Source organism: Sporosarcina aquimarina (assembly GCF_019748715.1).
Classification (GTDB): Bacteria; Bacillota; Bacilli; order Bacillales_A; family Planococcaceae; genus Sporosarcina; species Sporosarcina newyorkensis.
Genome location: NZ_JACLBZ010000025.1, coordinates 36,767 through 52,857 on the forward strand (window position 1 = coordinate 36,767; position 16,091 = coordinate 52,857).

Genomic DNA, 16,091 nt, shown 5'->3' on the forward strand with positions numbered 1-16,091 from the left:
GATTCCAAGGTTTTTCGTGATGCTCGGCTGCTTCATGTCATCGGTTTTCGTATACTTATGTTCGATCCCAGAAACGTTTTTGAGCGATGGCTGCGACAAATTGATTGGCGAAATCTGGGTTATCAGTTGCTGATACGACGCCGATTCCGTTGTTGTGTTCGGTCTGTGCAATATAGGAATCCTTGCCGCTAGAAACTCCGATTGGCTTCAGGTGCATATATTGCATGCGCACAAAATCGAAAATAATCTGATCGAATTTCAGTTGGTTTTGGGATTTTCCGCCTGCGATATAGATTGCATCAAACAGGGACGGGTGAACGGTTAGGAATGTTTTAGTAGGCTCAAGAACTGTACCGTCTTCACCAGTGACTGAACCAAGTTTTTCAGCAATGATTTCCACCATAACACCATTTTCTTTAAGGGTGTCAAGCGTCTCTTTAACCTCTTTTCCGTTAAACCCTTCACCGATCAGCACGCCGACCTTCTGCGTCATTGCAGAATGAGGAGAGTTCAGCTGACTAAGTGATGCATAGCTTTTGTCTACATCTACGTGTTTGTTTTTTGGACGCTCGACCCCAATATTATCCGCAATCATACCCGCCATCTCGGTATCGACATTGGCCCACATCTCTACATTCATCTCACGTACTTCCTTGCTCTTTACGCTTCCTAAGTGGAAACTGAATGACTCGATCAGGTCCAATCTCTCAGGCTCAGACAAGCTGTTCCAAAAGATTCTGGCTTGTGTATAATAATCCTCGAATGAATCGCTTGGATGTTCCCGCGTCACATGTCCTTCCACTGTTTTTGGATAGTTTTCATAGCCACCTTGTTCAGGCGGTGTTTCAGCTGGCGTATTTCCAGCCAATGAATTGCTGTGCATATGGACGTTGTCGGTATCGATCGGATGCTTCTGATAGCCGTCACGGAAGTTGTTGGCGACATCCGCAATCGGGCGGTTCACCGGCAGTTCCTCATAATTTGGAGAGTTCTGACGATACAGTTCAGTATCCCGATAGGCGAATGAACGGCCTTGCAAGACAGGATCATTCGAGAACTCAATACCTGGAACCAGATTAGACGGGTTAAATGCGGATTGTTCTTCTTCCGCAAAGAAATTGTCCATGAGACGGTTCAGCGTCATCTTTCCGATTATTTTCAGTGGAACTTCTTCCTCGGGCCAAAGTTTGGTGTCATCCAAAATATCGAAATCATACTTGAATTCATCTTCTTCAGCGATCAGCTGCACGCCAAGTTCGTATTCTGGATAGGACCCGCTTTCAATTGCCTCGATAATATCACGACGATGGAAGTCTGCGTCTACTCCGCCGATCATGTTTGCTTCATCGAGTTTCAAGGAATGCACACCTAACTTCGGTTTCCAAATAAACCGAACGAACGTCGAGATCCCTTTTTCATTGACGAAACGGAATGTGTTGATTGGATAAGCCTCCATCATTCTCCAGCTTCTAGGACGGCCACGCATTGACATCAGCCACATGACCATATGCGCAGATTCAGGATTACTCACTACATAATCCCAAAAATTATCATGCCCAACGGTTGCTTGTGGAATATGTGTTTTTGGTTCAGGTTTTGCCGCGTGTGATACATCCATGAATTTCATTGGATCGCTTAGGATGAAGACAGGGAATTGCAATGAAAGCTGATCATAGTTTCCTTCCTCCGTATAAAACTTGATCGCTATACCCCGGATATCAACTGCTGTGTCCTTCGATCCCCGGTTCCCTACGAAATTGGAAAAGCGGACGAAAAGAGGTGTTTTCTTCCCTGGTTCTTGCAAGAATTTCGCCACTGTGTAGTCTTTCATCGACTCATACAGTTCAAAGTCTCCGTAAACTCCGAACCCGCGTGCGTGCACAACTTTTTCGGGAATCCGTTCACGGTTGAAATGAGATTGCTTTTTATAGAAATGAAAGTCTTGCATTAGAAGCGGCCCCCGCTTACCGGCACGCAACGACTTTTGATCGTCTGAAACTTTCATTCCGCTTTCCTCGGTCATTTGCTTATCGGGTCCGGTATTTGTTAGGCGGAATTGTTCCAGTTGTTCGTCTTTACTGTCTTTATTCTTATGGTTCTGATCCATCTCTTCATCATCCTTCTCTTTTAATTTTTTGAGTGCAATCAAGCGTCAAAAAGTTATGAGACTAGCAAGAATTCATCCCGCTAGATATCCCTTTGACTACACATCTTCCCCGAAAGAGACTTTATTAAACTGTAGTAGTTTACAGTTAATAAGTGAATCCGCAAAAAAACAGACACTGCTGCATAGGTGCAGGTGCCTGTTTTCTAAAACTTTGTTACGCGGTGACCGAAACTGCTCGTGTTCGGGGACGTGTAGCCTGAAACCATTTTTTGAATAAAAGAATAATGATGACGAGATCAACAGCATCTCCTCCGTAATACATAAGCATGGCCCCTGTGCGTGCTTGATCAAGAGGTACGCCTTCTGGAGGGTAAGCATAAATGTATTTGGACAAGATCCCGTGTCCTGCAAGAGCAACAATAAAGACTAGAGTCCGGTAAATGTAGCTGAAACGATGGAAAACCGGGTCGATGTACAGTAAGGAAATGGTGAATAAATAGCCCGCCACAAATACATGGATATGAACGAGAACATGTAGCCAGAGTTGGTGGTGCATAGTCATATACAAGTCGGTAGTATACAACAGCCAAAGTCCGCCGATGTTGAGGAAGGTAGCGGTAACAGGGTGAGTATAAAATTTTGAGAGTCGGCTTTTCAGCAAGCGGCACAGCTGCCTTGCATGATGGACTGAGAGCACGCGCAACAACAGTGTCATCGGAGCCGCAAGAGCCAGTAGAAGGGGACCGAGCATTCCAAGGAATAAATGGCCCATCATATGCACAGTGAAGTTCCCGTGGGAAGCTTCGGCAATTGGTCCAATCACGGCGCTCGCCGAGAGTAAAACACCAAAAAACCAGAACATAGTACGAATCCATGGCCATTGGCGCCGAGATGCGTGCCGATTGTTCTTGAAAACTCCTGCAAGATAAAGCACGATAGCCAACACTGCTGGAATGCCAAATAAGACATCGGTAAAAGGGAACGGAAAATCATGCAACATGAAGTTCCCCACTTCCTGCCATCCGCTCATCCTGTCTTGCCGACCTTAATAGCCAAACTCCCGCCAAAATCATGAGTACAGCGCTAATATTCCAAACCAAGTCATACGGGACGATATCGACATTGTAGCGTATTTGGTGAATTCGCATGACTTTATGTTGTATCGTGCCGTCGTATAGCTGAAAGGCCCCACCACCAAGCAGTTTTCCTCCCCAAAACATTTTATGCCATAATGCATCTCGCCTCCGTAAATCGGCGACCAAATATAAGCCGCCGACTGTTGCAAACCAGCTGAACGCGTGAAACAATCCATCTGAAACCAAACCGACTGCGATCGTCGATTTATCATAAAACTTATGCCAATGCAGCAACTGATGAAAAAGAGTCTCGTCCAAGAAAGCTACAAAGCCGAGCCCAAACAATATGCCTGCCCATAAGTTCTTACTAGCGAACTTCGAACGATTCGTCCAGTTGGTTACTTTCTTTATAGTCATATAAGAGTCGCCGCCTTTATGGTGTTTATACTTAATTATTACCAAAAGAATGGGCGGTTAAACCAAGTTTGGAGAGTTTTGGGAATAAATTGGTGGAGGACACGAAGGGATTTCACTTATCTCAAAAGGGCTGTTAAATGCAAAGAAAGATAAAGGAATCTATAAAATGAAGTTTAATCCGATTACTGAAATGTAATAATCAGGGGCTATATGTTATTGTTCAGCAAACTATTATGGAAGCAGCCGCAAATTCTACCAACAGAATATTGGGAGTTTATAGTAATCGTTATTGTGATTGCAGTAATTTCTGCTAAGCTTCCATGTCATGATAAAGTCTCTTCTTGAATAAACTACCAGGCCCCCAAATCTGTAAAGTTTGGAGGCCTGGTAATACATATATACATAAGGACTTAGCGTTTATCACAAACGTTTATCGGCATAAAAGTTGTTCACCGTATGATGTGCAGGATCATATGGCTTCAAGACATAGCCTTGCGCTTGCAGCCATTCAATGATCTCGGGAAGGACTTTTGCTGTTTGGCTGCGGTCATGCATGAGAATCACGATGTTCCGATTGCCTGTTGCATAGGCTTTCTTCACGCCTGTCTGAATGTTCTTCACGATGCGTCCCGCCTGTTGGTTCGTATATTTCCAATCCTCCGAATCAACGTTCCAGTCCCATAGTTTATAATCGTAGCGGATGAGCTCATTTCGCATAGCTGCAGTCACATACGGCTTGCTGCCATAAGGAACACGCACCAACTTGGTATCGTTTCCAGTGATTTGCTCAATCAGCCTAAGTCCTTTATTCATCTCATCCATGAAACTTTTTGTAGTCTGATAGACCTTATTGGCGTCATGCGTCATACTGTGTGAGCCGATATAATGACCGGCTGCTGCTGTCTCTTTGAAAATTTTTTGTTGATCCTTCATTTGATTCCCAATGAAGAAAAAGGTTCCTTTGACGTTATACTTTTTCAAGATGGCAGTATTGGCAGATGTGAATCGATTCGGTCCATCGTCAAATGTGAGATAGACATTCGCTTTGCCAGAGTCTTCCGGCTTTGCTTGCATGTGCTTCTTGATGACGGATTCGAAATTTGCATGCGGCATATGTTTGTAATCATCGCGATAAATCCGCAGTGTCTTAAATTTAGGGAAGTAATGTGTTTTGAAGCCCAGTTCGTCCGCGATGTATGTGACGGTAATATACAATTTTCCATTCAGCTCAACAATCGGTGAACTGGTCTGGAGAATGCCGTCTTTCCTCGTTTCCTTTGTTGCATAGTCATACGTATAGTCGGCTCCTCTTTTACGTACATGCATGACACCGTCTTCAATTTCCAAAGGCAGATAAAGGAACTTTGCGATTTCACCTAAAGGGACACGGGTATTGTTGCCGATTACAGGCACGTCATTAATAGGTAATATTCTGTCATGCAACCCAATATAACGTTTATCATTCGTGACAGCCGCATCTACAGACATGGATCCAAGAATAAAAAGCAAGGCGAATAATACTCCGAGCAATCCCCAGATTCTTTTTTTCATTTTCATCCCTCATTTCGTATAGAGTAGGTCGTAATCGTAATTTAGTATCTTTCGACAAATCTATGAAATCTCCTATACTCATCGCAACATACAATAGTCTAAATTTTTAGCGAAAACAATTAAGTTATTTACTTTGGAGAAATCGGTGCCAACCTCTCCGGAAACCTTCCGGCACAAGTAGTTGGTTAGATAACTTTTTCGTATCTTCATTAAAAACTATTATTATAAAAACATGGGTAAACGATGTTTACTTTCAAAATTTAGATGGTAGAATATTCTGTAATAGGAGGTATTACTATGTTTTGCGTAAAGAAGAATCCCCAATATACATTTGACTCGTTCTTGGCTGTAAAGGATACATTGGATGATTTGGACAATCCTTTTTTAGTGGAAGTGTTGTCGAATTTGTCTAAAGAAGATTGGGGGGAGATGCATCGCAGACTTCAACCATTCGCAAACAAACTTTCCACTTCGTGGCGAGCGACGGTCAATGAAATTGCCAGACCCGAGAATCATCCGAAGTTGCGTCAATATGATGCATACAACCGCCGAATTGATCGCATAGTTCGTCCGGCGGAAGCGCTTAAACTCACAGAAGAAGTATTTGGCGAAGGACTATTTTCAATGAAACAACTTACTTACGAAGGAATTATGAAACGCTATTTACTGCATGGAAATGGTGAAGCGGGAATTACATGTCCTGTAGCATGTACGGATGGTCTGATTGAATTGATTGAAGCGTTTTATGAAGAAGTTCCAAAAGAGGTCAAAGAGATTCACGCACATGCAAAAGAAGGGATTGATGGGAACTTCGCTATTGGCGCACAATTCATGTCGGAGATCCAAGGAGGTTCGAACATTCCTGCCAATCTACTAGAGGCGGTTCCTATGGATTCGCATTATCTATTGTATGGCAATAAATTTTTCTGTTCCGCTGTGCATGCTGATTATTCGGTCGTGACGGCAAAAATAGAAGGTACGGAGAATATTGCCGTATTTGTTGTGCCCTCCTATTTGCCAGGAGACAAAGAGAAAGAACTACGGAATGGCTACCGCATTAATCGATTAAAATGGAAATTGGGCACAAGTGAGCTTCCTTCCGGAGAAATTGATTATGAAGGGGCGGTAGCATACCGAATTGGACCTGAAGACCGTGGGGTTGCTTTAGCGGTCGGCATCGTTCTGACGCGTTCTCGCTTGGACATCGGCTTTGCCAGTGCAGCATTTGTCATGCGTGCAGCTAGAGAGGCGAAGCTTTATGCGCGCTTCCGCCATGTGTTCGACCGGACGATTGATGGTTTTCCGATGGCAGCTGCACAACTGGAAGAACTCGAAGGGGCAGCAAAGCGAATGACGGCTACAGCGTTTCATCTGTATAAGATGTTTTTGGAGCAAGATGACTACGATGAGCTGCAGCAGTTTGCTTTGCGGGAATTGATTTTACTGCAGAAAATATATGCTGCCAAAGAAGCTGTCGATCATTTACGGTTGGCAATATCCCTTTTCGGCGGGCATGGTGCAATAGAAGATTTTTCAGCCATACCGAGATTGTTTCGGGATAGTCTTGTCAATGAACTATGGGAAGGACCGCGAAATGTATTGCTGACACAAATTTATCGGGATCTTTTCCGGCTGCGTAAAACCGTACCGATTGAGACGGTTTTAGAAACCATGTTTCCGCATCTATCTCTAATAGATGTGACACAATATACTTCGCGCATCGAGGCGATCATGGGGATTAATATTATGGAAGCTCCGACCCCATTCAATAAGATGGCTGCGATGAATTGGGAATCGTTATGGGAGGAACTGTTTTTGTCATTTCAACAAGCTGTGACGAAACCTTTTGAAGAGCAACCGATTTTAAGAGAGGAAATACTGAATAACTTATAGAGGGGTGTTCGGGAGATGGAGATGAATATTGGAAGCGTATTGCGCAGTAGAGCAATAATGATGGGGGAGAAGGTCGGCTTTATACATGGCGATACCAAGATTACTTTTGAAGAGATGAATGAGCGGGCGAATTCGTTTTCCGAGTATCTGCAGGAAATAGGTTTGAGCAAAGGCGACACCATGGCCATACTATGTAAAAATAATGAACAGGCAATTGCCGCGTTTTTTGGTGCTGCAAAGATCGGAGTCATTTCAGTCATGGTGAATTGGCGCCTAGGGAAAGAGGAGTTGCAATATATTCTTTCGCATAGTGAAGCAAAATTAATTGTCTACGATGAAGTGTTCCAGACAACTATTGAAGATCTGAAGAAAATGATCCCGGCATCCCATTATATTTCCAGTAGCACATCACCATCCTTTTCTTCCGTTTGGGGACAAAAGACGAGAGAGCCTATATATGAAACAACCGGAAATGATCCAATCCTTATCATGTATACATCCGGGACAACAGGTAAACCAAAAGGAGCATTATTGTCGCATAATAATCTCTTAGCCACGTCCATAGGCTTGTCCCATACGATTGATTGGCGGGAGAGTGATAAGTTCCTGATGGTAGCTCCATTTTTCCATATCGGAGGCTTGGCACCGTTAATCACGAATGTCCATACAGGTGCTGCCATGATTCTGATGGAAGATTTCAATCCGACAGCAGCTTGGAAACTAATTGAATCAGAACGGATCACAACGATGATGACTGTGCCCGCCATGTTGACATTTCTTCTGAAAACGTATCCAGCAGTCTCCGCCGATATTTCTTCATTGCGTAACATCACTTGTGGGGCATCGGCTGTTCCAGCTCCTCTCATTTTGCAGTTTAGGGAGATGGGGATTCCGGTTCAGCAAGTCTATGGAATTACGGAATATGCCGGTGCTGTAACATTATGGAAGGAAACGCAACATCCTGATAAATATGATTCCATGGGTAAACCGGTTATGCATGGGACGCTGCGAATTGCGGATACAGACTCCAAAGAGACATTGCCGAACGGTGAAATAGGAGAAATTATTATCGGCGGACCACAAGTATTTGTCGGATACTATAAAAATGAAGAAGCGTATATGAGTACAGTGATTGACGGAGAATTCCACACAGGAGATATTGGCTATATTGATGAACAAGGGTTTCTCTATGTCGTGGACCGACTGAAAGATTTGATTATCAGCGGCGGTGAAAATATTTACTCATCAGAACTTGAGCAAACATTAGCCCAGCATCCAGCCGTCGCGGACGTGGCGGTCGTAGGCGTGGTGAATGAACAATGGGGCGAAGTACCAAAAGCCTTCATCGTGAAAGCTAAAGACGTAGAGGTATCAGTGGAAGATATAATAGAATTTAGTAAGGAAAAGTTAGCATCCTACAAAGCTGTGAAAGAGGTAGTGTTTGTAGATCAATTGCCACGCAATGCGGTCGGGAAGATCCTGAAGCAAAGATTAAAAGAAATGGTCTCTATTTAATAAGTGAAATAGGAAAAATGAAGGCCGAGGGATTGCACTAAAGTCAGAGGTATCTTTCACTTAAAGCTATTCCTCGCTTATTTGCACAAAGGCTTTCCTTATAAAAAAACAAGAGCCGCTCGAAAAGTCGGATGAAAACAACTTTTTGAGCGGCTCTTACGTCTAGCGATTAAAATAGTTTAGTTAGTTGGCTGCAAATGGCTTATATATAGTTTGGACAGAGATTTTATACGGTGCAACGCTTGTTCGGTTGTAAGTGTTGAATAATTCTTGTAGGTAATAAGCAGTCCATTCAATGTGGAAAAAAGCAACTGGGCTTCTCGTCTGGTATCGACTGGAAAGAGGGGCTTAAGTGCTGACTCGAAAAGCTTCATTAATCCTGCGATTTCGTTGTGAATCGGAATCGTAGGTCTTCTTTCGTTCGCTTCTAACATAAAGTACGCCATCATTTGGAACAATACTTCGTCCTTAAACATATAGCAGATATACTGTTCTACTAGTTCAGAGAGCTGATGGAAAGGCGTTAGCTTCCCGATTAATTTCTGCCCTTCCACTTTTATCGCTTCCATGTAAAGATGTTGTTGGTCATCAAAATATTTATAAATCAGTGCAGGCGAAACTTCCGCATACTTGGCTATGTCTCGCATACTGACATCTGTAAAGGGCTTTTTGCTAAATAAGTGAACTGCTGCATCTATCATACGTTGTTGGTTGGCTTTCTTCTTCTCTTCACGTGTCATTGGCTTCTCCTTAAGATGTAATATGTCCATCATACAGTGAAGTGGAAGTGAGGTCTAACAGCATTTTTTCAATCCTTCAGTAATCCTTGAAATCATCTCATTTGATTGAAAAAAGATAATTTTTAGACTATTATATTGACTTTAAAAATCTAACTTCTATAATTAGCCAATAAACAGAGTTATAGGAGACGGAATTTTTCGTCTTAAAGGCGAGTGCAAAATTAAAAGGAGTGAATCAATGTGGATTTAAAGTTAGAAGGGAGAAATGCTCTTGTGGTAGCTTCAAGCAGGGGTCTGGGAAAAGCTATCGCACAAAACTTATTACAAGAAGGAGCTAATGTAGTAATCACAGGAAGAGATGAAATAAAACTAAAAAAAACTATGCAAGAATTAAGAGATCTGAATAGGGGAAATGTCAGCTGCAAGGCATGCGATATCACAAATTATGAAGAAATTAAGGAATTAGTACAATTTGCCAGAGGGGAATTTGGGAAAATAGATGTATTGATTAATAATTCCGGAGGCCCGCCGGCTGGCAAGTTTACAGAGCTAACCGACGATTCTTGGGAAGAGGCATTTGAATTGACTCTGCTGAGTTATATACGCTTTGTCCGTGAGGTTCTGCCGGACATGAAAGAAAAAGGAGGTAAGATTATCAATCTTGCTTCCAGTTCAGTTAAGCAACCGATCCCCGGCTTAATTTTGTCGAACGTCTTCAGGAACGGTGTTGTCGGGCTGTCAAAAACATTGGCTTCTGAGCTTGCGCCTTTTAATATTTTAGTCAATGTCGTCGGCCCCGGTCTAATACTCACCGATCGCCTGGAGAGCATTCAAAAAGAGGAGGCGGAACAGAAAGGTATAACCAAGGAAGCATTAATCAAAGAGCAGTTAGGTAAAGTTCCATTGGGCCGTTATGGAACTGCGAATGAATTTGCAAAAATCGTGACCTTTTTAGCTTCGGGTATGAACACTTATGTTACAGGAGAGACGATTCTGATTGACGGCGGTATGATAAATTCAATTTGATTTATCCGACTGACGGCAAAAAACTCGGAGCAAACGGTTTTATATTTAAACTAAATATTCTTAGGGAAGGCCGCTGACTTATGAAGAACATTAAAGTATTTATCACTTTGATTTTGGTTATGTTCATTTGGGGCGTCAATGTATCGGCACTGAAATTTCTCGTTAATTATTTTAGTCCGATTACGATTACATCAATTCGGATTCTTACAGCTTCCTCTTTAGTATTTATAATTTTATTCATCCTTAAGATTATACGACTGCCTCGTAAGAAAGAATGGTTATATGTTTTTGGGGGAGCTATAACCAGTGTTGCGGCGCATCATTATTTTTTATCCGAGGGACTGACAAAGACCTCAGCGGCAAACGGAGGATTAATCTTAGGGCTGGGTCCACTTCTGACAGCTGTATTATCCGTTTTAATATTAAAGGAAAAGGTAACGATGATCCGCTTTGTTGGTTTCTTGTTTGGCGGTATAGGGGTCAGCGTGATCGTACTAGCCGGAAGTAAAACATTAGGTGAAATCTCTATTGGGGATATTGAAATTTTTGTCGCCATAGTTTCGCAAGCTTTTAGCTTTATTTTAATTAAAAAAGCTTCCGAGACAATGGATCCCAGGCTTCTTACTGGCTATATGTTTTTTATAGGTTCACTAATCTTATTGCTGATTGCTCTCGTTAAGGAACCAAATGGTTTCAGCGAGTTATCAAAAGGTAATGCTTCCGTTTGGTTGATCTTCCTGTTTTCTGCTCTGCTGGCAACTGCGGTCGGCCACATGATATATAATTCGGCTATTGAAAAGATCGGTGCAGCCCGGTCATCAATTTTCTTAAATTTAAACACATTTTTTTCGTTGATAGGGGCTGGTTTATTTTTAGGAGAAGCCATACTCCTGGTTCACTTTGTTGGACTGACATTTATTATTGCAGGCGTCCTACTTGGTTCGGGATCTTTAGAGACATTGTTGAGATCAACAACAATAAAACAAGAGCAGACAGATTCTTTGCAAGCTGATGATCACAAAGGTAAACAGGATATTTAGTAAGATAAATCATACCGAAATTCTCATAGAATATTGCTGGATAGAGTGGCGGCTATGTCAGAGTAGAGGAAATATGAATAGACATTTAATTAAATAATCAGTCAAGTAAATAAAAAACCTCTTGATTTATCTGACAGGTTTGAATATACTTTTAAATAATAATCAAGAGTTAGAAATATCTAACCTTTCAGACTCTTAATTAAAACAAGCTTTTAGCTGTTGGCCAGCTATTAGTAAAAAGGTAAAAATAGATTTTACTGCAATCGCTGTTAAAAAATATTTCGGCATAAAGTCAGAACGCTATTCAGCATTAATGAATGATGACATAAATAAGAGGATGTGGTAGCTTTGAAAGTTGCTTTAATTGGGTTAGGAAAAATGGGAAGTAATCTGGCGAAAAATATTTTGAGAAATGGCTATGACGTTGTAGGTTATGATATTCTTCCTCAAATCAAAGAAAAGCTTCTGCAAGAAAAAGTATTTCAAACCAAAAAGTTCGAGTTTATTAGTAAATGGGAATCGCTTATACATAAAATCGAACCGGAGGACATAATCTTTATTTTAATACCCCACGGTGAAGAAACTGAGTCTATGCTGAGTGAACTTTTGAAAGCCCTTCCAAGAGGAGCGACCGTGTTGGAATGTGGAAATTCTCATTATAAAGACATTGAAAAATGGGAAGTTGACTATAGAAAGGCGGGTCTGAATCTGCTCGATGTCGGGACGAGTGGCGGTGTGGAAGGGGCAAGTGATGGTCTTTGTGCCATGATCGGCGGGAATGAGGATAGTTTCAACAGGATCGAGCCGTTTTTAACTGAGATCTGCTGTGAAGGCGGTCTCCTCTACACGGGAAAATCAGGCAGCGGCCATTATCTCAAAATGGTTCATAACGGTATTGAATACGGTATGATGCAGGCGATTGCCGAAGGATTTGAAATATTGAGCGAAAGCTCCTATTCATTTGACTATCAGGATGTCACCAGACTTTGGAATAATGGGTCAGTCATCAGAAGTTGGTTGATGGAGCTTCTTGAACAGTCATTCTCGAAGGATTCCCAACTGGAAACAATTGTCGGAAAGATGAATGCGTCAGGAGAGGCTCAGTGGCTGGTGGAAGAAGCAATGAATTTGAAGGTCCCGGTTCCGGTAACTACATTATCGTTAATGATGCGGAACCGTTCTTTGCAGGAAGATACATTTAGTGGAAAGGTCGTGGCTGCATTACGGAAGGAATTTGGCGGCCATGAGGTAGAGGGGAAGTGATTTTATATGGCCGATGTATTTACGTTTGGAGAATCAATGGTAATCTTCCAGACTCATGAGATTGGCAACCTGGAGGATCTTCCACAGATTTATCAGAAGGTTGGGGGGGCGGAATCCAACTTTGCCACCGGCCTGGCGCGTCTAGGTCATAAAGTTTCTTACATGAGCAAGGTCGGCAATGATCCGTTTGGACGCCGAATTCTTAAGAGCATTAGATCGGAAGGGATCGATACAACCTACTTTCGGATGATGGAAGAAGCGCCCACAGGCTTGTTGTTCAAAGAGCAGAAATTCAGTGACACTATGAACGTATACTACTACCGCGGCGCATCGGCGGCGAGCCGGATGGAGAAAGAAGATCTTCCCGAAGAGATTTTCAGTGAATTAAAATATCTTCATATTACGGGCGTGACTCCGGCGTTGAGTAATTCCTGTAAAGAATTAGTATCCGAAGCGATTGATTTAGCGCGGAAATATAAAGTCAAAATTATTTTTGATCCCAATATACGTTTTAAGTTATGGGACAGGAAAGAAGCATTTACTGTATTGAATGCCATAGCGGATAAAGCGGATTATATCTTGGCTGGTATGGAGGAGGCCGCTTTTCTGACGAATCAAAAAGAAATTGGTTCAATTTGCCGTACTTTGCAAACTAATGAACAGCAAGTGATCGTCATTAAACGCGGAAGTGAGAGCACGGTACTATACGAAAATGGTAATTTTAAAGAGATTTCAGCCGTGAAAGTGAATAATGTAATTGATCCGGTAGGTGCGGGCGATGCATTTGCCGCGGGATTTGTACATGGTCTATTACAAAATTGTCATCTGGAGCAGTGCATCCGTTTTGGCAATACTTTGGGAGCAAGAGTCATTCAGCAATATGGCGACGTAGAGGGATTACCTTCACTCGTAGAATTAAATGAAGAACTCGAAAATGAGTTTACATCAGACGTCAGGAGGTAGTTCTTACATTGCGGAAGTGGGACAAACTGAAAATCATTGAAGAACACGGTGTAGTGGCGGTATTAAGGAAGGTTGATCCCGAACAAATCAGCGAGGTCATCAAAACACTCGTTGGAAGCGGAATCAAAGTACTGGAAATCACAGCAGACAGTGAGCGGAGTTATGACACCATTCGGAATATGAAGAAACTGTATGGGGACCGGGTACTGATTGGTGCCGGAACGGTGCTCGATAAAGAAACTGCTAAAATGGCGGCCGATGCCCAGGCTGATTTTATTTTCTCTCCAAACTTTGACTTGGAAGTTATTCAAACGGCGAATCGGTATGGCTGTATATCCATACCTGGTGTATATACACCTACGGAGATCGTAACGGCTTATGCAGCGGGGGCGGACTTGGTAAAGGTGTTCCCGGCATCGACGTTGGGCCCTGCCTTTTTTAAAGATTTACAGGGTCCGTTGGCTCATATACCGATGATGCCGACAGGAGGAGTGGACCTTGAAAATATGGGTGACTTCTTAATGAATGGGGCGTTGGCGGTGGGTGTCGGCAGCTCGCTGTTGGACAAGAAGTTGATTGAATCAGAGGACTACGAAGGGCTGGCTGAAAAAGCAAAATGCTTCGTGAACCGGTTCAAAGAGGTGAGGTGAATACATGCGAATCAAAGAAATAGAAACTTTCCAAGTCCCGCCCAGATGGCTTTTCCTTAAGATTACGACCGATGAAGGTATAGAGGGTTGGGGAGAGCCGATTGTTGAAGGCCGCGCAGCGACTGTCGAGGCGTGTGTCCACGAACTCAGCGAATATTTAATTGGAAAGGATCCGATGCGAATCGAAGACATTTGGAACATATTGTACCGTTCAGGCTTTTATCGCGGCGGTCCGATTCTGATGAGTGCCATTGCAGGGATCGATCAAGCACTCTGGGACATTAAGGGTAAATTCTTCAATGCCCCTATTTATGAACTTATGGGCGGCGCTTGCAGAGACAAAGTGAAGGTATATTCCTGGATCGGTGGGGACCGACCTTCAGATGTGCTCGATCAAGCAAAATTGGCCAGGGAAAATGGGTTTCAAGCGATCAAGATGAATGCGACTGAAGAGTTACAAATCATCGATAGTTATTCGAAGATTGACAGTGTGTTGGAGAGAGTGGCAATGATCAGGGAAGGGTTAGGTGTCGACTTTGGAATCGGAATTGATTTTCATGGACGCGTACATAAACCCATGGCAAAGATACTGGCGAAAGAATTGGAACAATACCGGCCGATGTTCATCGAAGAGCCGGTTCTGGCTGAAAATAACGAGGCGTTGAAGGAAGTGGCCAGACACAGCAATATTCCTATTGCTACCGGAGAAAGAATGTATTCCAGATGGGATTTCAAAAAGGTCCTGCAAGAAGGCTATGTGGATATTATCCAGCCTGATCTGTCACATGCCGGCGGAATAACGGAATGCAAGAAAATATTTTCCATGGCAGAAGCTTATGATGTGGCGGTAGCTCCCCACTGTCCGCTTGGCCCGATTGCGCTGGCTTCATGCCTGCAAGTGGATGCGACGAGCCATAATGTCTTCATCCAGGAACAGAGCTTAGGTATTCACTACAATGAAGGAAATGATGTATTGGACTATCTGAAAGACCCATCTGTTTTCAAATTTGAAGACGGCTATGCCAAGAATCCGACATTGCCGGGGTTAGGAATCGTGATCGATGAGTTCTACGTCAGAGAGAAACAAAAGGAAGGTCACAATTGGAAAAACCCCGTATGGCGGCACGCAGATGGGACGGTTGCTGAATGGTAGGCCCATACAAAAAGAATATCAACAGCGAAGAGAAGGGGGAACTGGCGAGGTTTGCCAGTTTGCTTGTAAAAGATCACTCCGTCATCGGAGTAGGTTCTGGTACGACAATTGAATTTTTTCTGGTGTACTTGTCGGAGCGTATGGAAAAAGAAAAGATGAACCTAAAATTCATCGCTTCCTCGAATAAGATCGCAAAGAAAGCTGAAGAGCTGGATCTGGTTCTAATAGGGATTGAAGAGACGCATTCCATCGATCAGGCTTTCGACGGAGCGGACAGGGTGGACGGAAATGCCAATCTAATTAAAGGAGGTGGTGGATCGCTTTTCCGGGAAAGACAGGTATTGCTGAAGTCTGAGGAGCGATATATATTAGCCGATTGCTCCAAATTTAAGGAAGATTTCTCGGGGCAGGTCATTCCACTGGAAATTATCCCTTTTAATGCGTTCTATACGATTGAAAGAATCGAAGTTTTGGGATACAAGGCGGCCTTGAGAAAAGACGGGGAAAGCTATTTCATCACAGACAATGGCAACTGGATTGTTGATGTAACAAAAGATATTAACGAACCGTTGCTGAACATTTACGAACAACTAAAGTTGATATCGGGAGTAGTGGAAGTCGGATTATTTCTTAACGATGACTTCCGGCTGGTAAAGCCAAAGCAGTTAAATGACGGGTAACCAGGTCAAGAAAACTT

The 16,091-nt window shown here is 42.9% G+C and carries 14 protein-coding genes; 9 read left to right on the forward strand and 5 right to left on the reverse strand.

From position 1 onward, the window contains the following. Nucleotides 1–55 precede the first annotated feature (55 nt). The 4 genes from H7J92_RS12230 to H7J92_RS12245 form a co-directional block, all read right to left on the reverse strand. Nucleotides 56–2,107 (reverse strand): catalase, encoded by a 2,052-nt coding sequence (locus H7J92_RS12230; protein ID WP_221837174.1) that lies wholly within the window; start codon nucleotides 2,105–2,107, stop codon nucleotides 56–58. A gap of 214 nt (nucleotides 2,108–2,321) precedes the next feature. Further along, nucleotides 2,322–3,137 carry a cytochrome c oxidase assembly protein gene (locus H7J92_RS12235; protein ID WP_342536768.1) on the reverse strand — a complete coding sequence of 272 codons (816 nt, stop codon included), beginning with the start codon at nucleotides 3,135–3,137 and terminating at the stop codon, nucleotides 2,322–2,324. Next, on the reverse strand, nucleotides 3,097–3,600 hold the full coding sequence (locus H7J92_RS12240; RefSeq protein ID WP_009766428.1) for a DUF2243 domain-containing protein: 504 nt from the start codon (nucleotides 3,598–3,600) through the stop codon (nucleotides 3,097–3,099). The genes H7J92_RS12235 and H7J92_RS12240 overlap by 41 nt, the downstream gene beginning before the upstream one ends. 420 nt (nucleotides 3,601–4,020) lie before the next feature. Beyond that, the gene (locus tag H7J92_RS12245; protein ID WP_221837176.1) at nucleotides 4,021–5,151 is read right to left on the reverse strand and encodes a polysaccharide deacetylase family protein; all 1,131 of its coding nucleotides are present in this window, start codon (nucleotides 5,149–5,151) and stop codon (nucleotides 4,021–4,023) included. A 297-nt stretch (nucleotides 5,152–5,448) separates the two neighbouring features. Between H7J92_RS12245 and H7J92_RS12250 the strand changes: the two genes are divergently transcribed. Continuing rightward, nucleotides 5,449–7,044, forward strand: coding sequence for an acyl-CoA dehydrogenase family protein (locus tag H7J92_RS12250; protein ID WP_221837177.1), 1,596 nt, complete (start codon nucleotides 5,449–5,451; stop codon nucleotides 7,042–7,044). 15 nt (nucleotides 7,045–7,059) lie between these two features. Then, complete coding sequence (locus H7J92_RS12255) at nucleotides 7,060–8,559, forward strand: class I adenylate-forming enzyme family protein (RefSeq protein ID WP_221837178.1); 1,500 nt, start codon at nucleotides 7,060–7,062, stop codon at nucleotides 8,557–8,559. Nucleotides 8,560–8,738: 179 nt separating this feature from the next. On the opposite strand, the gene H7J92_RS12260 is transcribed toward H7J92_RS12255, so the two are convergent. After that, nucleotides 8,739–9,299 carry a TetR/AcrR family transcriptional regulator gene (locus tag H7J92_RS12260; RefSeq protein ID WP_221837179.1) on the reverse strand — a complete coding sequence of 187 codons (561 nt, stop codon included), beginning with the start codon at nucleotides 9,297–9,299 and terminating at the stop codon, nucleotides 8,739–8,741. Between the two features lie 240 nt (nucleotides 9,300–9,539). Between H7J92_RS12260 and H7J92_RS12265 the strand changes: the two genes are divergently transcribed. The 7 genes from H7J92_RS12265 (at nucleotide 9,540) to rpiA (ending at nucleotide 16,074) form a co-directional block, all read left to right on the forward strand. Then, nucleotides 9,540–10,325 carry an SDR family oxidoreductase gene (locus H7J92_RS12265; protein ID WP_221837181.1) on the forward strand — a complete coding sequence of 262 codons (786 nt, stop codon included), beginning with the start codon at nucleotides 9,540–9,542 and terminating at the stop codon, nucleotides 10,323–10,325. Nucleotides 10,326–10,405: 80 nt separating this feature from the next. Beyond that, the gene (locus tag H7J92_RS12270; protein ID WP_221837183.1) at nucleotides 10,406–11,365 is read left to right on the forward strand and encodes a DMT family transporter; all 960 of its coding nucleotides are present in this window, start codon (nucleotides 10,406–10,408) and stop codon (nucleotides 11,363–11,365) included. Nucleotides 11,366–11,713: 348 nt separating this feature from the next. Beyond that, entirely contained in the window at nucleotides 11,714–12,628 is a 915-nt protein-coding gene (gene gnd / locus H7J92_RS12275) for a phosphogluconate dehydrogenase (NAD(+)-dependent, decarboxylating) (RefSeq protein ID WP_221837185.1), read from the forward strand. A 6-nt stretch (nucleotides 12,629–12,634) separates the two neighbouring features. Next, a complete protein-coding gene (locus H7J92_RS12280; protein WP_221837188.1) occupies nucleotides 12,635–13,591 on the forward strand; it encodes a sugar kinase in 957 nt (318 codons plus the stop codon). A gap of 8 nt (nucleotides 13,592–13,599) precedes the next feature. Further along, nucleotides 13,600–14,241 (forward strand): bifunctional 4-hydroxy-2-oxoglutarate aldolase/2-dehydro-3-deoxy-phosphogluconate aldolase, encoded by a 642-nt coding sequence (locus H7J92_RS12285; RefSeq protein WP_221837191.1) that lies wholly within the window; start codon nucleotides 13,600–13,602, stop codon nucleotides 14,239–14,241. Nucleotides 14,242–14,245: 4 nt separating this feature from the next. Continuing rightward, on the forward strand, nucleotides 14,246–15,394 hold the full coding sequence (gene dgoD / locus H7J92_RS12290; protein WP_221837193.1) for a galactonate dehydratase: 1,149 nt from the start codon (nucleotides 14,246–14,248) through the stop codon (nucleotides 15,392–15,394). Beyond that, on the forward strand, nucleotides 15,388–16,074 hold the full coding sequence (rpiA, locus tag H7J92_RS12295; RefSeq protein ID WP_221837196.1) for a ribose 5-phosphate isomerase A: 687 nt from the start codon (nucleotides 15,388–15,390) through the stop codon (nucleotides 16,072–16,074). The genes dgoD and rpiA overlap by 7 nt, the downstream gene beginning before the upstream one ends. The last annotated feature ends 17 nt before the right edge of the window (nucleotides 16,075–16,091 follow it).